The organism is Amycolatopsis sp. NBC_01286, from assembly GCF_035982555.1.
Taxonomy (GTDB): domain Bacteria; phylum Actinomycetota; class Actinomycetes; order Mycobacteriales; family Pseudonocardiaceae; genus Amycolatopsis.
The window spans coordinates 2,456,782-2,477,345 of record NZ_CP108428.1; the positions used below are offsets into that span (position 1 = coordinate 2,456,782).

General features: G+C 69.1%; 19 protein-coding genes. 8 read left to right on the forward strand and 11 right to left on the reverse strand.

The genetic code is table 11. The features are described 5' to 3' along the window. Positions 1-41: 41 nt before the first annotated feature. Positions 42-500, forward strand: coding sequence for a very short patch repair endonuclease (locus OG570_RS11905; RefSeq protein ID WP_326945317.1), 459 nt, complete (start codon positions 42-44; stop codon positions 498-500). A gap of 80 nt (positions 501-580) precedes the next feature. Here OG570_RS11905 and OG570_RS11910 read toward each other — a convergent pair whose 3' ends face one another. The 3 genes from OG570_RS11910 to OG570_RS11920 form a co-directional block, all read right to left on the reverse strand. Further along, positions 581-1,060: an FxsA family protein gene (locus OG570_RS11910; RefSeq protein ID WP_326956527.1), complete on the reverse strand. Its 480-nt coding sequence runs from the start codon at positions 1,058-1,060 to the stop codon at positions 581-583. Between the two features lie 167 nt (positions 1,061-1,227). Beyond that, positions 1,228-1,467 (reverse strand): hypothetical protein, encoded by a 240-nt coding sequence (locus OG570_RS11915; RefSeq protein WP_326956528.1) that lies wholly within the window; start codon positions 1,465-1,467, stop codon positions 1,228-1,230. A gap of 137 nt (positions 1,468-1,604) precedes the next feature. Beyond that, the gene (locus OG570_RS11920) at positions 1,605-2,156 is read right to left on the reverse strand and encodes a TetR/AcrR family transcriptional regulator (protein WP_326956529.1); all 552 of its coding nucleotides are present in this window, start codon (positions 2,154-2,156) and stop codon (positions 1,605-1,607) included. 85 nt (positions 2,157-2,241) lie between these two features. Between OG570_RS11920 and OG570_RS11925 the strand changes: the two genes are divergently transcribed. Next, on the forward strand, positions 2,242-3,156 hold the full coding sequence (locus OG570_RS11925) for a quinone oxidoreductase family protein (protein ID WP_326956530.1): 915 nt from the start codon (positions 2,242-2,244) through the stop codon (positions 3,154-3,156). Here OG570_RS11925 and OG570_RS11930 read toward each other — a convergent pair. Next, a complete protein-coding gene (locus OG570_RS11930) occupies positions 3,153-5,099 on the reverse strand; it encodes an ABC transporter ATP-binding protein (RefSeq protein WP_326945311.1) in 1,947 nt (648 codons plus the stop codon). The two genes, OG570_RS11925 and OG570_RS11930, sit on opposite strands and share 4 nt — an antisense overlap. A gap of 20 nt (positions 5,100-5,119) precedes the next feature. After that, positions 5,120-5,701 (reverse strand): TetR/AcrR family transcriptional regulator, encoded by a 582-nt coding sequence (locus OG570_RS11935; protein WP_247059462.1) that lies wholly within the window; start codon positions 5,699-5,701, stop codon positions 5,120-5,122. Positions 5,702-5,796: 95 nt separating this feature from the next. Between OG570_RS11935 and OG570_RS11940 the strand changes: the two genes are divergently transcribed. Then, positions 5,797-6,090: a DUF6191 domain-containing protein gene (locus OG570_RS11940; RefSeq protein ID WP_326945310.1), complete on the forward strand. Its 294-nt coding sequence runs from the start codon at positions 5,797-5,799 to the stop codon at positions 6,088-6,090. A gap of 49 nt (positions 6,091-6,139) precedes the next feature. On the opposite strand, the gene OG570_RS11945 is transcribed toward OG570_RS11940, so the two are convergent. From OG570_RS11945 to pdhA, 3 genes are read right to left on the reverse strand one after another with little or no spacing between them, the layout of a single operon-like run. Next, positions 6,140-7,489: a dihydrolipoamide acetyltransferase family protein gene (locus OG570_RS11945; protein ID WP_326956531.1), complete on the reverse strand. Its 1,350-nt coding sequence runs from the start codon at positions 7,487-7,489 to the stop codon at positions 6,140-6,142. A 16-nt stretch (positions 7,490-7,505) separates the two neighbouring features. Next, complete coding sequence (locus OG570_RS11950; protein WP_326945307.1) at positions 7,506-8,498, reverse strand: alpha-ketoacid dehydrogenase subunit beta; 993 nt, start codon at positions 8,496-8,498, stop codon at positions 7,506-7,508. Next, on the reverse strand, positions 8,498-9,703 hold the full coding sequence (gene pdhA / locus OG570_RS11955; RefSeq protein WP_326945306.1) for a pyruvate dehydrogenase (acetyl-transferring) E1 component subunit alpha: 1,206 nt from the start codon (positions 9,701-9,703) through the stop codon (positions 8,498-8,500). Before pdhA ends, OG570_RS11950 begins: the two co-directional genes overlap by 1 nt. 373 nt (positions 9,704-10,076) lie before the next feature. On the opposite strand from pdhA, the gene OG570_RS11960 reads away from it, so the two are divergent. Next, entirely contained in the window at positions 10,077-11,498 is a 1,422-nt protein-coding gene (locus OG570_RS11960) for a M20/M25/M40 family metallo-hydrolase (RefSeq protein WP_326956532.1), read from the forward strand. Positions 11,499-11,580: 82 nt separating this feature from the next. On the opposite strand, the gene OG570_RS11965 is transcribed toward OG570_RS11960, so the two are convergent. From OG570_RS11965 to OG570_RS11975, 3 genes are read right to left on the reverse strand one after another with little or no spacing between them, the layout of a single operon-like run. Then, positions 11,581-12,423 carry a transglutaminase family protein gene (locus tag OG570_RS11965; protein WP_247059456.1) on the reverse strand — a complete coding sequence of 281 codons (843 nt, stop codon included), beginning with the start codon at positions 12,421-12,423 and terminating at the stop codon, positions 11,581-11,583. Further along, on the reverse strand, positions 12,420-13,367 hold the full coding sequence (locus OG570_RS11970; RefSeq protein WP_326945304.1) for an alpha-E domain-containing protein: 948 nt from the start codon (positions 13,365-13,367) through the stop codon (positions 12,420-12,422). The genes OG570_RS11965 and OG570_RS11970 overlap by 4 nt, the downstream gene beginning before the upstream one ends. A gap of 10 nt (positions 13,368-13,377) precedes the next feature. After that, positions 13,378-15,039: a circularly permuted type 2 ATP-grasp protein gene (locus OG570_RS11975; RefSeq protein ID WP_326956533.1), complete on the reverse strand. Its 1,662-nt coding sequence runs from the start codon at positions 15,037-15,039 to the stop codon at positions 13,378-13,380. A gap of 148 nt (positions 15,040-15,187) precedes the next feature. Between OG570_RS11975 and OG570_RS11980 the strand changes: the two genes are divergently transcribed. From OG570_RS11980 to OG570_RS11995, 4 genes are all read left to right on the forward strand, one after another. Continuing rightward, positions 15,188-16,123, forward strand: a complete 936-nt coding sequence (locus OG570_RS11980; RefSeq protein WP_326956534.1) for an ABC transporter substrate-binding protein — start codon at positions 15,188-15,190, stop codon at positions 16,121-16,123. 17 nt (positions 16,124-16,140) lie between these two features. After that, positions 16,141-17,103, forward strand: a complete 963-nt coding sequence (locus OG570_RS11985; RefSeq protein WP_326945301.1) for an amino acid ABC transporter permease — start codon at positions 16,141-16,143, stop codon at positions 17,101-17,103. Beyond that, complete coding sequence (locus OG570_RS11990) at positions 17,100-17,873, forward strand: amino acid ABC transporter ATP-binding protein (RefSeq protein WP_247059450.1); 774 nt, start codon at positions 17,100-17,102, stop codon at positions 17,871-17,873. The genes OG570_RS11985 and OG570_RS11990 overlap by 4 nt, the downstream gene beginning before the upstream one ends. A gap of 84 nt (positions 17,874-17,957) precedes the next feature. Then, positions 17,958-20,273: an oxidoreductase gene (locus OG570_RS11995; protein ID WP_326945300.1), complete on the forward strand. Its 2,316-nt coding sequence runs from the start codon at positions 17,958-17,960 to the stop codon at positions 20,271-20,273. Positions 20,274-20,564 lie beyond the last annotated feature (291 nt).

Below are 20,564 nucleotides of genomic sequence, written 5' to 3' on the forward strand. Positions count from 1 at the left end.
GGGGGTGGCGTCGCGATGTGGCGCCTGAGACTATCTGGCGCATGCCGCGCCGCGTAACACCCCCGGCAGCTGAGAACGAGGCGAAGCCGAAGCCCTACCCTGCTGCCGCGAACGAGGGCCGATCTCGCAACATGAAAGCCAATCGGCGAACCGACACGAAGCCCGAGGTGACTCTTCGTAAAGCGCTGCATCGGCTCGGTTACCGGTATCGCAAGGACTTGCCGATCGTGCTCGATGCCGTACGAGTCCGCCCTGACATCGTCTTCACCAGCCGCAAAGTCGCAGTCTTCGTTGATGGCTGTTTCTGGCATGTTTGCCCCCAGCACGGCAGGCAACCGACGAGCAACGAGTGGTATTGGACGCCGAAGCTCCGGCGTAACGTCGACCGCGACAAGCTGGTCACGGGCGCGCTCGAGGAGGCTGGCTGGCAAGTGGTGCGGATTTGGGAGCACGTGCCGTTGCCAGACGCCGTCACGGCTGTCGAGAACGCGATCACGTAGGGCGAACACGCGTTCGATCCTAACGCTGACCTCTGGCAACGCCCAGCAATGCTTGCATGGCGTGTCGGTCGTACGGGTTGTCAGCCTTCGATGACGCGGCCTTCGATCACCGGCTGTGACTTCTCCCCCGACGACGGCGACGACGAAGACGGCGGCACCACTTCGCTGTCCACCACCATCGCCGGCCCGCGGCGTTGGTTGGCGAACTTCAGCGCTCGCTTCTCCATCCGCTTCAGCCACAGCCGACGGGCCACCGCGCGTGACGGCGGCAGCATCAACAGCAACCCCAGGACGTCACTCACGAACCCCGGGATCAGGATCAACACCCCGCCCAGGCCGACGAGCATGCCGTCGGTCAGTTCTTTCTCCGCTGACCGCCCCGCGCGGGATGTCTCGATGAACGCGCGCATCGCCTTGGCGCCTTCGCGGCGGGCCAGCCAGGAGCCGATGAAGGCGCCGGCCAGGAGGAGGCCCAGCGTGCCGAGCACGCCGACGGCCGAGCCGACCGCCCAGATCGCGGCGATCTCGGCGAAGACGTAAAGCAGGAACGCGACAGCCATACCGGGACAACGAACGAGCTGTCCGATTTGCTCCCGGGTCCGCGGGCCACCGGCTGGTCTCACCGATCGTGTCCGACTGGCTCGCTGGCTCCTGATCGCGCTCGCCGTGCTTGCCGCGGTCGCGATCAGCGTGAGACGGCGACGGTCTCGGCTCACGTTTCCGCAGCTCAGGGTGCATTGCGATGTCCGTTCTCGCGTGGCTGTTCATCGGGATCGTCGTCGCGGGCGTGACCGCCTGCGGGTTGCTGTGGTTCCTCGGCTGGCCGCACTTGCCGAATGCCGCAGTCTTCGACGTCACCCAGGTGCTCGACCTGCTGAAGATCGCCCTCTGCGTGGTCGCCGGATTCGGCGGGGTCGTGCTGCTGGCCGTCAACTACCGCAAGCAGCGGGCGACCGATAACGAGCACGCTCTCGCCGTCGAGAAGGCCGAGCGCGAGACTACGCAGACGTCCTCTGCGGTTCGAGAACGCGCGCCTGCCTGGTTGAACCTCCGCAACGTCGAGTTGCGCAGCGGCACCAAATCCCCGAGCGGTGCGTCCGGCGGTCAGCGCAGGAGCGTCTCGATCATTGATCGCAACCCCAGCGCCAAGCGGTGGGATTCCCCGGTGCGCAGCAGGTGGAGCATCAGGTCGCTGTGCAGCGAGCCCAGTAGCAGGTGCGCGATCAGGTCCGCGTCCAGCGACGGGGCCGCCGCGGTGAGCAAGCTTGCCACGTGTGCGTGCCACGACAGGTAGATCGGGCTGTTCAGGCGGTCCGTCGAGGCCTGCTCGAACGCCGCCATCACCGTGACGTTCTTCGTCGCCAAGTCGACCACCGCGTCGAAGAATGCCGCCAGCCGGGACGCCGGTGGGGCGCCTGGGCCGAGTGGGGGTGGGCCCGATTCGAGAGCCGTGGACAGCGCTCGGACTCGCTCCTCCACCACCGCGCGCATCAGGCCTTCGCGGTTGCCGAAGCGGTGGAACACCGTGCCCTTGCCGACGCCGGCCGCCTGTGCGACGCGGTCCATCGAGACGTGCTCCAAGCCTTGGGTGGCCAGCAATTCCTCGGTCGCGCGCAGGATCGCGCGGCGGTTGCGGGCCGCGTCGGCGCGTTCCATACATGCTCCTCGACAAGTTGACTGGCGGTCCATATAGTAGGCGACCGTAAGTTGACCGATGGTCCAGTTACTGGGGAGAAGCAACATGCGAGCAGTGGTGCAGCACGGCACGGGTGGTCCTGAAGTGCTGAAGGTCGAGGAACGACCTGAGCCCGCGCGCCGTGAAGGCGAGGTGCTGATCCGGGTCGAGGCGATCTCGGTGCCGTTCTACGAAACCCAGCTGCGGGCCGGGATGCTGTCCGGTGGGGAGTCCGCGATCTTCGGGCACGAGGCCGCGGGCGTTGTCATCGAGGCTGACGATCCCGCGTTGAAAGGCAAACGCGTTGTCAGCATGTCTTACGTCGGTGGCGCGTACGCCGAAGTCGTCGCTTCGAGCAGGTACACCCTGGTTCCCGAGCACGTCTCCGCGGAAAGCGCGGTCGCCGCCGCCGTGCCCGCGTCGGTGGCGCTCGTCCTGTTTCGCACGGCGGACGTCGGCGACGGCGAGACCGTGCTGGTCGAAGCCGCGTCCGGGTCGATCGGCGGGTACCTGACGCGGCTGGCGAAGGACGCGGGCGCGCGGGTCGTCGCGACCGCGGGTGCGGGGAAGAGCGTGAAGGGCGCCGACGTCGTGCTCGACCACGACGATCCGGACTGGCGAACCCAGGCCCCAGACGGGATCGACGTCGTCTTCGAGTCGATCGGCGGGCCGCGGGCGGCCGAAGTACTGCCGAAGGTCGTGCCGCGTGGGCGGGTTCTCGCGTACGGCCTGCTCAGCGGCGAGTTCCCGGCGATCACGGTCGCCGACCTCATCCCGCGTGGGCTCACGCTGATCGGCTTCGGCGGGCCGGACGCCTACGGCAAGGACGCTGGCGCCGCCACCGGCGAGGCGCTGGGCCTCGTCGGTGACGGCACGCTGACACCCGTGATCGACCGGACGTACGCGCTCGACGACGTCGTCGAGGCGCACGCCCGGGTCGAGAGCCGCGAAGGCGTCGGCAAGGTCCTTCTCGTGCCCTAGCTCGGAATCTCGTCCAGGTACGCCTGCGCCTGGAGCGTGAACAGGTCCGCGTAGCCCGCCTTCGCCGCCATCAGCTGCTCGTGCGTGCCGTACTCGGCGACCTTTCCGTGCTCCAGCAACAGGATCCGCTCCGCCTGGCGCACGGTCGAGAACCGGTGCGAGATGTACAGCGTCGTGCGGCCCTCGGACAGTTCGCGCAGGCGCGCGAACAGGTCGTGCTCCGCCTGCGCGTCCAGGGCCGACGTCGGCTCGTCGAGGATCAAGATCGGTGCCTCCCGCTGGAACGCTCGGGCCAGCGCGATCTTCTGCCACTCGCCGCCGGACAGGCTGACGCCCTGGTCGAACCAGCGCCCCAACGGCGTTTCGTAGCCGTTCGGCAGCCGCTCGATGCGCTCGTCGGCCCCGGCTCGGCGGGCCGAGTCCTCGATGTGGGGCCGGTCCTCGAGCCGGGTCTGGTCGCCGAGGCCGATGTTCTCCGCCGCCGTGCCCTGGTAGGTCACGTAGTCCTGGAACATCGCGCTGATCCGCGTCCGCAGCTCGTCCGGGTCGTACTCGCGGATGTCGACGCCGTCGAGGCGGATCCGGCCGCCGGTCGGGTCGTAGAGCCGGCAGAGCAGCTTGAACAGCGTCGACTTGCCCGCGCCGTTGCGGCCCACGACAGCGACTGTTTCGCCCGGGCGGATCTCGAAGCTGACGCCGTCGAGCGCCGGCTCCTCCGCGCCCGGGTAGGCGAAGGTCACCGAGTCGAACTCGATGTGACCCTCCACTGTGGACGGCATGGGCCGGGGCTTCTCGGGCGCCGTGATCTCCGGCTTCGTGCCCAGGAAGCGGTAGAGCGTGTCGAGGTAGAGGTTGTTCTCGTACATCCCGGAAAACGCCGTGAACAGCCCGGACACCGACGTCTGCACGGACGTCGCCGCGGCCGTGTACAGCGCCAGGTCGCCGAGCGTGAGCCGTCCGCCGACCGCTTCCAGCGCGATGTACAACGCGATCGCCGAGCCGACGAACGTGCTCAGCAGGCCCCAGGACGTCGAGCTGATGTTGCGGTTGATCGTCAGCTTCCGCTGCCGCTCGTAGGAGACGACGCCGAGCCGGCGGAACCGGTCGACGAAGTACGGGCCGAGCCCGAACAGCTTCGTCTCCTTGGCGTAGGTGTCCGTCGTGACCAGCGAGGACAGGTAGTCCATCCGCCGCTTGATCGGCGACATCAGGAAGGTGAGCCAGAACGCGCGCGAGCCGTACTTCGACTGCGAGATGAACGCCGGGATCGGCGCGAGCAGCGCGACCAGCGCCAGCAGCGGGCTGACGGCCACGAGCAGCGCGATCATGCTGCCGAACGTGATCAGCGTCCGCACGAGCCCCAGCGCGGAGTTCATCATCGACAGCGGGCGCGTCGGCGCTTCCTGCGCGGCCTGGCGCAGCATGTCGTAGGACGCCGAGCCCTCGAAGTAGGCCAAGTGCAGTTCGCTGGCGTGCGCCATCACCTGGTGGCGGATGGTCAGGGTCATCCGCTCCTGCAGCAACGTCTGCGCGATCGACGTCACCGCGCTGCTGACCGCGGTCGCGACGAGCACGCCGAACTGGAACAACGCGACGTTGACGATGTCCATCGTCGTACCGCGGTGCTGGATCGCCGCGACGACCGAGTCGAGCAGCAGCTTCGCGATGTACGCGGTGGCCGTCGGCAGCAGACCCGACAGCAGCGTGATCAGCGCCAGCAGGATGGTCAGGATCGGGCTCGCCTGCCAGGTCAGCTTCACGACCTTCGGCAGGCCGCGGACCGTGCCCGAGACCGACGTCTTCGCGCGTTTCAACCGGGAACGCCAGTCCTTCGGCTGGTCGTCCTGCTTCGGCTCCGGGATGTCGACCGGGCCGGTCAGCCCGCTGTCCGGGACCGTCGAGATGGCTCGCCGCCGGCCGCGCCGGGCGATCGCGAACTCCATCCCGCCCCCACCACCCGGGATCATTCAGCCTCCAACGCGCCGTGCAGGAACAGATCGACCACCTGGCGCGTGGTGGGCGCGTCGTCGTCCGGGGCCATCCGGCGGCCGCCGAACAGCATGGTGAGGAACAGTGCGGCCAGGTGCTCGGGCGACAGCCGGAGCCGGTCCTTCTCGGGCTCGAACAGCTCGGTCATCGCGCCGCGCATGGCGGCCATCGACTCCCGGCGGCCGCCCTTCCAGCTGCCACGCAGGCGCTGCTCGGGGTCGCGGTGCTTGATCCGGCCGGACGCGTGGAGGGCGCCCATCAGCGCGCCCATCCGCTCGAGGTGAGCGCCGAGCGCTTCGGCGGCTTCGACGAGCCGGTCTTCGAGCGGCTGGTCGACGGGGATCTCGGCGATGGCGTCGAGGACGTGGTCGGGACGCAGGGCTTCGGCCGTGCAGGCGTCGAACAGCTCGTCCTTGTCCTTGAACGCGCGGAAGATGGTGCCCTCGCCGATGCCGGCGGCGCGGGCGATCTGGCTCGTGGTGACGGTGGCCCCGTGCTCCATCAGCAGGGGCAGCACCGCGTGCACGATCATGCTGCGCCGGGCTTCGGCGCTCATGCCCGGCGCTCTACGCCGGGTTTCGGGTGCTGGTGTCATGGCACCAGTGTGCGGAGTGAGTACTCACTCCGTCAAGCGAGTATAAGTTGGCTCTCATGGGTGTGGTCTGGGCGATGGCGTTCCCGATGCTGCTCGTGCTGCTGTTCCTGCTGGCCGTGCTCGAGGTCTGGGGCCGCCGGTTCCTGCCGTGGCACCGCCGCGGCGACGGCCAGCGGGTGGCGAGCGTGGCCGCGACCGAGGAGGTCGAAGCGCTGCTCGGCGGCACGAAGCACCACGACCTCGAGCAACGCCAGGTCCAGCTGATGCTGGTCGACGACGAGGCCGACGGCGCCCCGCCGCGCACCCGCGTCGACCTCGACGCCGGGAAGTTCGTCGTCCGAGAGCCGTGAAGGCCTCCTTACCGGCCGTAAGAGCCGGTAAGGAGGCCTTCACGGACGATCAGTAGGTCATCGCCATGGCCGGGTCGGCCAACAGCGCGCCGACGTCGGCCAGGAACTCCGAGCCCTGCTGGCCGTCGACCACGCGGTGGTCGAAGCTCAGCGACAGCTGCAGCACCTTGCGGACCTTGATCTCGCCGTCCACGACCCACGGCTGGTCCTTGATCGCGCCGAGGCACAGGATCGCGGACTCGCCCGGGTTGATGATCGGCGTGCCGGTGTCGACGCCGAACACGCCGACGTTGGTGATCGTGATCGTGCCGTTCGCCATGTCCGCCGGGGACGTTTTGCCCTGGCGGGCGACCTCCGTCAAGGCGGTCAGCGCGCTCGCCAGCTCCTTCAGCGACAGCGAGTCGGCGTCGCGGACCTTCGGCACGATCAGGCCGCGGGGCGTCGCCGCCGCGATCCCGAGGTGCACGTAGTCCTTGTAGACGATCTCCTGCGCCGCCTCGTCCCACACCGCGTTGATGTCCGGCGTGCGCTTCGCCGCCAGGCACACGGCTTTCGCCGCGAACGTCAGCGGCGTGACCTTCACGCCGGCGAACTCCCGCGACTTCTTCAGCTTCTCGCGGAACTCCATCATCGGCGTGACGTCGATGGTCAGGAACTCCGTGACGTGCGGAGCGGTGTACGCGCTCTGCACCATCGCGGCCGCCGTCATCTTGCGGACGCCCTTGATCGGGACGCGCCGCTCGCGGGTGGCCGGGTCGTAACCTGAGTCCACAGTGGACACAGTCGCGGCGACCGGGGCGGAGCCGTTGGCCGCCTTGTGGACGTCGTCCCGCGTGATGACGCCGCCGTCGGCGGTGCCGGTCAGCGCGTGCAGGTCGACGCCCAGCTCCTTGGCCAGCTTCCGCACCGGCGGCTTGGCCAGCGGCACGTAACCGCCCCGAGGTGCAGGAGCAGCGGGCGCGACAGGAGCAGGGGCGACAGGAGCAGGTGCGGCGACGGCGGCCGCGGGAGCAGGCGCCGCGCCCTTCCGGGCCCGCCGCTGCGTGACGACGGCCTTGGAGCCGTAGCCGACCAGCGGCTTCATCTCCTCTTCCTCGGCCGGAGCCGAAGCGGCGGCCGGAGAAGCGGTCGGAGCCGGAGCCGCCGCGCCGCCCGGGTCGACGTCGATGGTGAGGATCGGCGTGCCGACCTCCACCGTCTGGCCCGGCTCGACGTGCAGCTCCGTGACCACGCCGGCCCACGGGATCGGCAGCTCGACGGCGGCCTTCGCGGTCTCGATCTCGACCACGATCTGGTTGACCGTCACCGTGTCGCCCGGCTTGACGTGCCACGAAAGGATGTCGGCTTCGGTCAGCCCCTCGGCCGTGTCGGCCAGGGGGAACTGCTTGAACGTTGGCATGACGCGGAAATCCCCCTTACCAGGCGAGCGAGCGGTCGATGGTGTGCAGCACCCGGTCCAGGTCGGGGAGGTAGTGCTCCTCGAGCTTGGCCGGCGGATACGGCGTGTCGAACCCGGTCACCCGGAGGACGGGCGCCTCCAGCGAGTAGAAGCACTCCTGCTGGACGCGCGCGGCGATCTCCGACGTCAGCGACGACTCGGACGGCGCCTCCGACAGCGCGATCAGCCGGCCGGTCTTGCGCACCGACTCGAACACCGGGCCGAGGTCCAGCGGCGAGAGCGTGCGCAGGTCGATGACCTCGAGGGACTTGCCCTCGTCCGCGGCCGCGGCGGCCGCGTCGAGGGCGACCTTCACGGTCGGGCCGTACGCGACGACCGTCGCCGTCGTGCCCTCGCGCACGACCTGCGAGGAGAACACCGGCGACGGCGTGCCGGCGACGTCGATCTCCGCGCGCAGCGCGCCCGAGTGGTAGAGCCGCTTGGGCTCGAAGAACAGGATCGGGTCGTCCGACTTGATCGCTTCCTGGATGCCCCAGTAGGCGTCGACGGCGTTCGAGATCGAGACGACCTTCAGGCCCGGGATGTGCGCGAACAGCGACTCCGGCGACTCGGAGTGGTGCTCGACCGCGCCGATCCCGCCGCCGAACGGCACCCGGATCACGACGGGCATCTTGATCTTGCCCTGCGTCCGGTAGTGCAGCTTCGCCAGCTGGGACGAGATCTGGTCGAACCCGGGGAAGATGAAGCCCTCGAACTGGATCTCGCACACCGGCCGGAACCCGCGCACGGCCAGGCCGACCGCGGTGCCGATGATGCCCGACTCGGACAGCGGCGTGTCCAGCACGCGCTGCTCGCCGAAGTCCTTCTGCAGGCCGTCGGTGATCCGGAAGACGCCGCCGAGCTTGCCGACGTCCTCGCCCATGATCAGGACCTTGGGGTTCTCTTCCATCGCCCGGCGCAGGCCGAGGTTGAGCGCCTTGCCGATGGTGAGTTTCTGGAGGTCGGTCATCAGTGTTCACCCGCCGCTGCGAAGCCGTCGAGGTAGGACAGGAACTCTTCGCGCTGCGCGTCCAGCACCGGGTTGCCCTCGGCGTAGACGTTGCTGAAGATCCGCTCCGGCGGCGGCTCCGGCATGTTGAACGTGTACTCGCGCAGGTCCGCGGCGAAGGCGTCGGCCTCGGCCTGGACCTGGTCGAAGAAGTCGTGGTCGGCGCCGCCCTTGCGGGCCAGGAACGCCCGGACGCGCTCGATCGGGTCCTTGAGCTTCCACTCTTCGAGCTCGTCGGAGAGCCGGTAGCGCGACGGGTCGTCGGTCGTCGTGTGCGCGTCCATCCGGTAGGTGAACGCCTCGATCAGGACCGGGCCGTTGCCGTGGCGGCACTCGTCGAGCGCCCAGCGGGACACCGCGAGGCAGGCCAGGACGTCGTTGCCGTCGACGCGGATGCCGGGGAAGCCGTAGCCGCGGGCGCGCTGGTAGAGCGGCAGGCGCGACTGGCGCTCGGTCGGCTCGGAGATCGCCCACTGGTTGTTCTGGCAGAAGAACACGAGCGGCGCGTCGTAGACCGCGGCCCAGACGAAGCCCTCGTGGACGTCGCCCTGCGAGGTCGCGCCGTCACCGAAGTAGCAGATCGTGGCTTCGCCGTCGTCGTCACCGACCTTGCCCTCGAACCGCTGCCCCATCGCGTACCCGGCGGCGTTGAGCACCTGGTTGCCGATGACGATGCAGTACGGGTGGAAGCCGTGGGCCTTGTAGTCCCAGCCGCTGTGGTCGGTGCAGCGGAAGATGCCGAGCAGGTCCTTCATGTCGACCCCGCGCGCGTACGCGACGCCGTGCTCGCGGTAGCTGGGGAACGCCATGTCGTTCTGCTTCAGCGCGCGGCCGGAGCCGATCTGCGCGGCCTCCTGGCCGAGCAGCGGAACCCAGATGCCGAGCTGGCCCTGGCGCTGCATCGCGTTGGCCTCGCGGTCCGCGCGGCGGACGAGCACCATGTCGCGGTACAGGTTGCGCAGGGCTTCGTCGTCGATGTCGTCGACGTACTTGTCGAACTGCGGCGACGGGACCCGCTCGCCTTCGGGGGTGAGCAGCTGAGTCAGCTCAGCGCCACCTTCGCTGGTCGCTCGCAATCCGGCGATCACCTGCTCGGGGGAAGGCTGGGCCGCGACGGCGGCCGGTCCATCTCCAGGCTCCGGGTGCGTCCACTGTTCGGACGGCATGGGCGTTGCTCCTCGGTGTCGGTGCCTCTGGCGGCCGCTTGTGGCGACCACAGCGACTGCACCGGCGGGGACCAGCGTTTCGGGTCTCCGAAGCGCTCGGTCACCGTCGGCGTTGACGGTTCACGCCGACATCCTGGCACGAAGGTCCACGTCTTGGTCAGACGCGGTTGCTGATTTGTTGCTGAGAAACGGGCTCTGAACAGGCAAAACGCTAGGAAGCCCGAGCATTGGACCTACGAGAGTATGGCGCCGGTCCGCGCGTTCACCAGGCTCGCACGCGTGGGTGCGTACCTGTGCGTGTGCGTCTTTGTGCCCTGCGGAGTCGACCTTGTGATGTGCCGCACGCCGGAACCCGCGTGGCACGATGGACGCCGTGGAGCACAAATCCGTTCGTGAATCCGTCGTGTCCGGCTGGACCGACGACGTCATCCCGAGCCTGTCCGGGCTGGTGGCCATCCCCGCCTTGTCCCCGGCGTTCGACGCCGACTGGGCGAAGACCGGGCACCTGGCCGCCGCCGTCGAGCACGTCCGCGCGTGGATCGCCGCGCGCGACCTGCCGGGCGCGACGATCGACGTCGTCGAGCTGCCGGACCGGACCCCCTTGCTGCTCGTCGACGTCCCGGCGACCCCGGGCGCGGCGGCCGAGGGCACCGTCCTGATGTACGGCCACCTGGACAAGCAGCCCCCGGTGGGCGGCTGGTCCGAGGGTCTCGACCCGTGGACGCCGGTGATCCGCGACGGCCGGCTGTACGGCCGCGGCTCCGTCGACGACGGCTACTCCGGCTACGCGGCGACGACGTCGATCGAAGCCGTGCACGCCGCCGGCGGTGAGCACGCGCGCATCGTCGTGCTGCTGGAGACCGGCGAGGAGTCCGGGAGCCCCGACCTGCCCGCCTACGTCGAGCACCTGGCCGACCGGATCGGCGAGGTCTCGCTGGTCGTCTGCCTCGACGCCGGCGGCAGCGACTACGAGCGGTTGTGGCTGGTCACGAGCCTGCGCGGGATGCTGCACCTGGACGTCAACGTCCAGCTGCTGGGCTCGGCGCAGCACTCCGGCGTCGCCTCGGGCGTCGTGGCGAGCTCGTTCCGCATCCTGCGAAGCCTCATCGAGCGCCTCGAGGACAGCGCCACCGGTGAACTGCTGCTCGACGAGCTGAAGGTCGACGTCCCGTCGGACCGGCTGGCCGAGCTGAAGGCCGTCTCGAAGGACTTCCCGGAGGCGCTGTCGAAGGCGTTCCCGCTGGTCGAAGGTGGTCGCGTGATCACCGAGGACGCGCTGGAGTTGATGCTCAACAACGCGTGGCGCCCGACGCTGTCGATCATCGGTGCCGACGGCTTCCCGAAGCCGGCCGACGCGGGCAACGTCCTGCGCGAGAGCACGACGTTGACGCTGAGCTTCCGCCTCCCGCCGACGGTCGACGCCGCGAAGGCGCTCGAAGCCGTGAAGCGCACCCTGACCACGGACGTCCCGTACGGCGCGAAGGTGACCTTCGGCGACAACACGCAGTCGGAGGACGGCTGGAACGCGCCGTCGGAGGCGCCGTGGCTGACGGCGGCGCTGCAGACGGTCAGCGACGGCGTCTTCGGCCAGCCGCACCGCGCGACGGGCATGGGGGGCTCGATCCCGTTCATGGGGCTGCTGTCGCGCAAGTACCCGGAGGCGCAGTTCCTGGTCACGGGGGCGTGCGGGTCGGACTCGAACATCCACGTGCCGGACGAGTGGCTGCACATCGAGTACGCGCAGCAGGTCACGGAGGCCGTCGCGCACATCCTGGACGCCCACGCCCGCGGCTGACCCAAGTCGAGCTTTCGCTACGAAAGTGTTCCGGAGGAGGCCTCCACAACACTTTCGTAGCGAAAGTGCGGTATACGGAGAGTTACGCCAGCCGGGTCAGGTGGACCGACACGTCCAAAGTGGACTGCCCACCCCCGGTGAAGATCCCCTTCAGCGGCGCCACGTCCGCGTAGTCCCGTCCCATCGCCACCCACACGTGCCGCGGCCCCACCGGGATCGCGTTCGTCGGGTCGTACGCCCACCAGCCGCCGGTCCAGACGTCGACCCAGGCGTGTGACTCGCCCTCCACCACTTCGCCGAGCTTCGCTTCCCGCCTCGTGTGCAGGTAGCCCGACACGTACCGCGCCGGGATGCCGATCGCGCGCAGCATCACCAGCGTCACGTGCGCGAAGTCCTGGCAGACGCCTTCGCGCGCGTTCCACGCGTCCGTCGCCGTGGAGTGCACGCCGGTCGTGCCCGGCTGGTACTTCAGCTGCTTGTGGACCCATTCGCACACCGCCAGCACGGCTTCCGCCGGGTCGAGGCCGGTGCGCAGCGCGCGGGCCTCGCGGGCCAGCGCGAGGTCGCGCGGGGTGTAGTCGGTCGGCGTCAGGTACTCCGTGCGGTGGTCGACGACCGTGTCGCTGCGGAGGTCCTTCCAGGACGCCACGCGGATCGGCTCGGCCTCGTCGGCCGTCTCGACCACCGACGTCGCCAGCACGGTGAACTCCGTGTGCGGCGCGTGGAGGTCGAACGACGTCACGACCGTGCCCCAGTAGTCGGTGTACCGGTACGCGCGGGTCGCGGGCGTCGTCTCGATGCGCGTCGCCACCGTCGTCTGACGGCGGTCCGAGCGCGGGGTCAGCCGCGCCTCGTTGTACGACTGCGTGGCCGGCGTCGCGTACCGGTACCCCGTCCGGTGGGCCACCCGAAGCTGCCAGGTCACAGCGAAACCTCCGCACCGCTCCACGCCACCCACGGCGACGTGCTGAAGTACTGCATGGACACGGCCTCGCCGATCTCCTTGATCGACGTCTGCAGCGTCCCGAGCCGCCGCGGCAGGTCGGTCAGCAGGTCCGACGGGCGCAGGAACTCCAGCTCGCTGCGGGCCCGGCCGAGTTCGCGCAGCGCCTCGGTCTTCTCGTTGTTGCGTGACCCGCCACCGGTGTCGAGCCGCTGCAGGCACTCCTCCGCCTGCCGCAGCGCGTGGAACACCGACCGCGGGAACAGCGTGTCCCGCAACAGGAACTGGACGACGCGGCCCGCGTCGAGCGCACCACGGTAGGTGCGCAGGTAGGTGTCCTGCGCGCCGGCCGAGCGGAGCACCGTGATCCACCCGGGCGACGACGCGCGGTCCGAAACCCGGGACAGCAGCAGCCGCACGACCATGTCGGCGCGTTCGATCGACCGGCCGAGCACCATGAACAGCCAGCCGTCGTCGCGGCTCATCGTCGAGTCGGCGAGGCCGGCGAACATCGCCGCGCGCTCCTCGACGAACGACAGGAACGCGTGCGGCCCGGCGCGCCGGGCGTAGCGCTGGCGGTCCGGCACCGCGTTCCACGTCGCGTTCAGGCATTCCCACAGCTCGGTCGAGACGACTTCACGGGCGCCGCGGGTGTTCTCGCGCGCCGAGTTGATCGACCCGACGATCGACGCCGGGTTGTCCTTCGCGTACGCCACCAGTTCGGTCAGCTTCCAGACGTCGAGGGACTCGGTGCCCTCCGACTCGATGCCCAGGACGGCGAGCAGCTGACGGCTCGCGTGGTCCGAGTCGACACTCGCGTCCTCCAGCAGCTGGTGGACCGAGACGTTGAGGATCCGCGAGGTGTCGTCGGCGCGTTCGACGTACCGGCCGATCCAGTACAGCGACTCCGCGTTGCGTGCCAGCATTTCGAACCCCCTAGCTCTGCTGTTGCTGCTGCTGTTGCTGCTGTGACAGAGACAGCTCGGGCCCCTGTTCCGCGACCATTCCGTCCACAGTGGACACCGTGCCCAGTGCCGGTTGTTCCAGCTCGCGCTCGGCGGTGGACGTCCGGGAGGCCAGCACCCACGTGTCCTTCGAGCCGCCGCCCTGCGACGAGTTGACGACCAGGCTGCCTTCCGGCAGCGCCACCCGGGTCAGCCCGCCGGGCAGCACGAAGATGTCCTTGCCGTCGTTGACGGCGAACGGGCGCAGGTCGACGTGCCGCGGCGCCAGCCGGTCCTCCACCTTCGACGGCACGGTCGAGAGCTGCACCACCGGCTGCGCGATCCAGCCGCGCCGGTTCGCCCGCACCTTCCGCCGCAACGCCGTCAGCTCCGCCGGCGTCGCCTCCGGCCCGAAGACGATGCCGTACCCGCCGGAGCCTTCGACCGGCTTGACGACCAGCTCGTCGAGGTGCGACATCACGTAGTCGAACTCGTCCGGCAGCCAGCAGCGGTAGGTGTCCACGTTGGGCAGCAGCGGCTTCTCGCCGAGGTAGTACCGCACCATCTCCGGCACGTAGGTGTAGACGAGCTTGTCGTCCCCGACGCCGTTGCCGATGGCGTTCGCGACGACGACGTTGCCCGCGCGCGCCGCGTTGAGCACGCCGGCGATGCCGAGCACCGAGTCCGGCCGGTAGTGCACCGGGTCGAGGAACTCGTCGTCGATCCGCCGGTAGATGACGTCGACCGGGCGTTCGCCCTCGGTCGTCCGCAGGTAGACGACGTTGTCACGGCAGAACATGTCGCGGCCTTCGACCAGTTCGACGCCCATCAGCCGGGCCAGCAGCGAGTGCTCGAAGTACGCCGAGTTGTGGACGCCGGGGGTGAGCACCACGACCATCGGGTCGGCGACGTTCGCCGCGGCCGCCGCGCGCAGGGCCCGCAGCAGGTGCGACGCGTAGTCGCCGACCGGGCGCACCCGGTGCTGGGCGAACAGGTCCGGGAAGACCCGCGCCATCGTCCGCCGGTTCTCCATCACGTACGACACCCCGGACGGGTTGCGGAGGTTGTCCTCCAAAACTCGGAAGGTGCCCTCCTCGTCGCGCACCAGGTCCACACCGGACACGTGGATGCGCACGCCGTTGGGCGGGTTGATGCCGTACGCCTCGCGCTGGAAGTGCTCACACGACGTGATCAGCCGACGCGGGAAGACGCCGTCACGCAGGATCTGCCGGTCGCCGTAGATGTCGGCGAGGAACGCTTCGAGCGCGCGGACCCGCTGCGCCACCCCGCGTTCGAGCTTCGACCACTCGGCCGCCTGGATCACCCGCGGCACCAGGTCCAGCGGGAACGGCCGCTCCTGGCCCGACAGCGAGAACGTGATGCCCTGGTCGACCATCGCCCGGTCTAGCGCGAGCGACCGCGAGTTGAGGTCGTGCGCGTCGAGCGCCGCGATCGACTCGTACAGCGCCCGGTACGGGCCGCGGACCGTGCCGTCGTCGGCGAACATCTCGTCGTAGGCGTCCGCGTGCGGACGTTCCGGCGAGAGGTAGCCGTCGAACCGGGCACCCGGCCGGGTGATCCGGCGGGTCGTCGCCTTCCGCGCGCGTCGACCGGAGGGGGGCAGCCGGGGCGGGATCGCGTTCATGAACGACATCCTCACCTACGTGCCCACCAACGCGCGACACTCCCACGCTGGTTGAAGCGTTGCGAAACTTCGCTGTAACTCGACAGTGCTGTGCTTTGGTATGGATGAGTGGCAATATGCGTGCTCTCACGAACTGAGAACTACGAGGAGTGACGACGTGGCCCGAGGACCCCAGCTCAAGGCGCTCGCCCTGTTGCCGGCATTCGCCCTGGTCGGACTGACCATGGCCTGCGGCGCGGGTGGTAGCGGTGCCGGCGACGTCGGCTCGAGCAGTGCCGCTCCGGCGGGTACTGGATCGGGTGACGCAGGCACGGTCGCGAAGGACGACGCGCTCGCCGCGCTGGTGCCCGCCGACGTCAAGACCGACGGCAAGATCCTCGTCGGGCAGGACCAGAGCTACCCGCCGAACGAGTTCCAGGACAACGGCAAGGCCACCGGCTTCGACGTCGACCTCGGCACCGCCATCGGCCAGGTGCTCGGCGTGCAGATGGAGTTCCAGAACTCCTCGTTCGACGGCATCATCCCCGGCCTCGGCGCCAAGAAGTACGAGATGGGGATCTCGTCGTTCAGCATCAACGCCGACCGGCTGCAGTCGGTCGACATGATCTCCTACTTCAGCGCCGGCACGTCGCTGGCCGTGCTGAAGGGCAACCCGGACGGCCTGAAGGTCGACGACCTCTGCGGCAAGAAGATCGCCGTGCAGAAGGGCACCACGCAGGTCGAGGACCTCGACAAGAAGAACGCCGCCTGCACCAGTGGTGGCAAGCCCGCCATCGAGGTCACGCAGCTGCAGGCCCAGACCGACGTCAACCTGGCGCTGACCGCCAAGCGCGTGCAGGGCGAGCTGGCCGACTCCCCGGTCATCGACTACGCGGTCAAGCAGACCAACGGTCAGCTCGAGTCGGTCGGCACGCCGTACGACACCGTGCCCTACGGCATCGTGCTGCCGAAGAACAGCGGTGACTATGGCAAGGCCGTCCAGGGCGCGATCCAGAAGCTGATCGACAGCGGCGCCTACAAGAAGATCATGGACAAGTGGGGCCTGAACGCCGCCGGTGCGGTCACCAAGTCGGAGATCAACCCGGCCAGCTGAGATAGGACTTAGTTCGCGTGTCCAGTTCCTCCGAGGCGTCCCCCGCTGGGGCGCCGATCGACGCCGAGCCCATCAAGGCCGTCCCGGTGCGCCACTACGGGCGCTGGGTGGCCGGCGTGATCATCCTGTTCGTCGCGTTCATCGTGCTCCGCAGCGTGATCACCAACGACGCGCTGCAGTGGCCGGTCGTCGGGGACTACCTCTTCGACGACCGGATCCTGCGCGGCCTGCAGAACACGTTGATCCTGACGGTGATCTCGATGCTGATCGGGATCGTCGGCGGCATCCTGCTGGCCGTCATGCGCCTTTCGCCCAACCCGCTGACGTCGGGCGCCGCGGCGCTCTACGTCTGGCTGTTCCGCGGGACCCCGCTGATCACGCAGCTGATCATCTGGAACTTCCTGGCGCTGGCCTACCCGCGGCTCGGGCTCGGGGTGCCGTTCGGCCCCGAGTTCGTCAGCTGGGACACCAACCAGCTGATCACGCAGTTCACCGCGTCGCTGCTCGGCCTGGGTCTCAACGAAGCCGCGTACATGGCGGAAATCGTGCGAGGCGGCATCCAGTCGGTCGACGACGGCCAGCTGGAAGCGGCGGGCGCGCTCGGCATGAGCCGCACGCGGACGTTGCGGCGGATCATCCTCCCGCAGGCCATGCGGGTGATCATCCCGCCGACCGGCAACGAGACGATCTCCATGCTGAAGACGACGTCACTGGTCGTGGTCATCGGGTACTTCGAGCTGATGGTCGCGGCGCAGACCATCTACTCGCAGAACTACAAGACCGTGCCGCTGCTGATCACGGCCGCGGCCTGGTACCTGTTCATGACGTCGGTGCTGACGCTGATCCAGATGCAGATCGAGAAACGGTTCTCGCGCGGCACTTCGCGCGGTGAGGCGAACAAGACCAGGTGGGCGGGCCGGATGCTCGGTTTCCGGTTCGGCTCCGGTGGCGCGCAGGGTGGAGCGGGGGTGTCGGGATGACCCCGGTCGTTTCCGCGCAGAAGATTCGCAAGAGCTTCGGCACCGTCGACGTCCTCAAGGGCATCGACCTCGAGGTGCAGGAGCGTGAGGTGCTCTGCCTGATCGGGCCGTCCGGCTCGGGCAAGTCGACGCTGCTGCGCTGCATCAACCACCTCGAGAAGATCGACGCCGGCCGGCTCTACGTCGACGGCGTGCTCGTCGGCTACCGGCAGCGCGGCGACAAGCTGCACGAGCTGCGCGAGAGCGAGGTCGCGTTCCAGCGCAAGGACATCGGCATGGTGTTCCAGCGGTTCAACCTCTTCCCGCACATGACCGCGCTGGAAAACGTGATGGAGGCGCCGATCCAGGTGCGTCGCGAGCCGAAGGCCCAGGTGCGGCAACGCGCGTTGGAGCTGCTGGACCGCGTCGGCCTCGGTGACAAGGCGAAGAACTACCCGGCGCAGCTGTCCGGTGGGCAGCAGCAGCGCGTCGCGATCGCCAGGGCGCTCGCGATGAAGCCGAAGCTGATGCTGTTCGACGAGCCGACGTCCGCGCTGGACCCGGAGCTCGTCGGCGACGTCCTGGGCGTGATGAAGCAGCTCGCCAAGGACGGCATGACCATGGTCGTCGTCACCCACGAGATGCAGTTCGCGCGTGAGGTGGCGGACAAGGTCCTGTTCATGGACGGCGGCGTCGTCGTCGAAGAGGGCCCGCCCGACCAGGTCATCGGGGACCCGCGGGAGGAACGGACCAAGTCGTTCCTCGCGCGCGTGCTCAACCCCAACGCCTGAGGATCTCGCGGCGGAAACGGTGTTCCGGCACCGTTTCCGCCGCGGTTTCGCTACCTTGGTGGCGGGGCGAGGGGAGATCGGGCCATGTCGACCGAAAGCGCGCTGCCGCCGTTGGATCCCTTCGCGGGGATCCCCGACAAGCGCTACGAGGTCAAGGCCTCCGAGCTGCTGAAACCCGGCAACGGCGGGTTGCTGCGCTGGCGCCGGCAGGCCACGAACGCGCCGATCGTCTACGTCGAGGACGCCTACATCACCGGGACGCTGGACCTGCGGGCCGCGGACCTGAAGTACCTGTTCCGGTTCGAGCGTTGCCGGTTCGAGCAGCCGCCGGACGTGCGCGAGGCGAACCTGCTCGGCCTGGTCTTCCGCAAGTGCTGGCTGCCCGGGCTCAAGGCCCGCAACATGCGCAGCCGCAACGACGTCCGGCTGATCCGCTGCGTCGTGCAGGTCGACGGCGACGACCGTGAGATCGAGGAGACCACGGTCCAGCGCGGCGACGACCGCGAACGCGGCATGCCGAACGCCGCCGTCAACCTGACGGACGCGGTGATCGAGGGCTCGATGGTGCTGACCCGGACGGTGATCTCGCACCCGCATGGCAAGGCGATCCAGGCGGACCGGCTGGTGCTCACCGGCGCGCTGCTGGCCTACCGGATGGTCGCGAACGGCGAAGTCCGGCTCCCGGGCCTGCGGACCGGCGGTAACGTCAACTTCTCCGGCGCCACGCTGAACAACCCGGACGGCTTCGCGCTCAACGGCAACGGCCTGCACATCGGCGGCAGCCTGCTCTGCGAGGTCGACAACTACGGCCCGGCCAGCCAGCGCAAACGCTTCTCCGCCACCGGGATCATGTACCTGCCGAGCGCCACCGTGGACAGCGACATCATCCTGCGCGAAGCGAAGCTGACAGTGTCGCAGCAGGGCCCGATCGCCGTCGACGCGTGGAAGTCGAACGACCCTTACCTCGACCCGCGCCCGGCGCTGGTCGCCGACCGGCTGAGCGTCGACGGCAACCTCGAGCTGTCCGACGGCCTGCAGGCGCTGGGCACGTTGCGCATGGTCAACGCGCGGATCGGCGGCTCGCTGCGGCTGGCCGGCGCCGAGATCAGCGTCGTGCGCGGCAAGACCCCGCCGTACTACGACCGGGCGCTGCACCTGGACGGCACCGAGATCGGCGGCGACATCGAGGCGACCAGCCTGCGCGTGCCGGCCGGGCAGCTGCGGCTGGCCGACGTCACCATCGGCGGCAACTTCCTGGCCTGGAACTCGATGTTCCGCCACCCCGGCCGGGACGTGTTCTCGGCGCGGCGCTCGAAGATCGCCGGCAACTTCCAGCTCACGGACGCCACGATCCACGGCACGCTGCGCCTGCAGGGCCTCGAGGTCGGCGGCAGCATCAACCTCGCGGGCACCCGGCTGACGGACCCCGGACGTCGCGCGACCAGCAGTTTCTCCCTCGACGTCCGCACCGGCCGGATCGGCCGCGACCTGCTGCTGCGCGACGACAACAGCCGCCCGTTCGTCGCCGAAGGCGGTGTCAACCTGGACGGCGCCCAGGTCGCGCGGCGCGTCGACATCCGCGGCGCCCAGCTGGGCTCGTTCCCGCCGTTCAACGTCGCTCTCGACGCCGGCGACGTCGCCGCGGACGAGTTCACGTTCACCCCGAGCAGCCCGCCGGCGGGCCGCGTGGTGCTGCGCCGCGCGCACTGCGGGACGTTGACGGACAACGAGGCGTTCTGGGCCTCGACCGAGGGCATCGAGCTGGAGGACTTTCGCTACGACGCCCTGAAGAAGGGCATCCCCCTCGACGACGACAAGTCCCTGGACCACCGCATCGAGCTGCTGCGCAAGGCCATGCGCGGCTACCGCCCGGGCCCGTACGACCAGCTCGCGCACATGCTTCGCGCGGCGGGCAACGAAGAGCACGCGTCGACGGTCGCGCTGCGCAAACAGCAGTTCCGCTACGAGGCACTGGCCCGCGGCTTCAAGTTCTTCGGCCCCGGCGTCCGGCTGTGGAGCTGGCTCCAGCGGTCGATGGTCGGCTACGGCTACCGCCCGGTCCGCGCGCTGGGCTGGCTCTTCACGCTGCTGGTGCTGGGCAGCCTGTGGTTCGGCCTGGGTACGGACGACTGCGTCAACTGGCCGGCCACGGACCAGGCCCACCAGATCATCGCGAATGGCCCCCGCTGCGTGGTGAACCAGCAGGACACGGGCCTGCAGTGGAACCCGGTGATCTACACGGCGGACCTGCTGGTCCCGATCGTCGACTTCGGCAACAAGTCCCGCTGGTACATGCACGGAGCGGACAACTGGGTAGCGGCGGGCTTCACGGCGTCAGGCTGGATCCTGGCGACCACGGTGGCCGCGGGTGTGAGCCGGATGCTGCGCCGGGAGAACTGACTCTCGCGCTCTCTGCCGATCTCTAGAACCAGCGCGATAAAGCCGCAGAAACCCCAAGCCACTCCTCGACACCCGCATATCTGCCAGCTGCGGCGCCCGCTCGGACCCCCATACAGCCCCCACCACCCCTAGACAGCCCCCACCACTCCCTGGGGGGCGTCCCACGTCCAGCGTATCGGTCACCCCCGACAGAACCGGCTTTTCCGGCCGCTGGGCGTCGAGTTGTCCACATCGCCCGAAAGTCATCCACAGGCAGCTTCGCTGAACCGCGGTCGGTGACATACCCTCGGT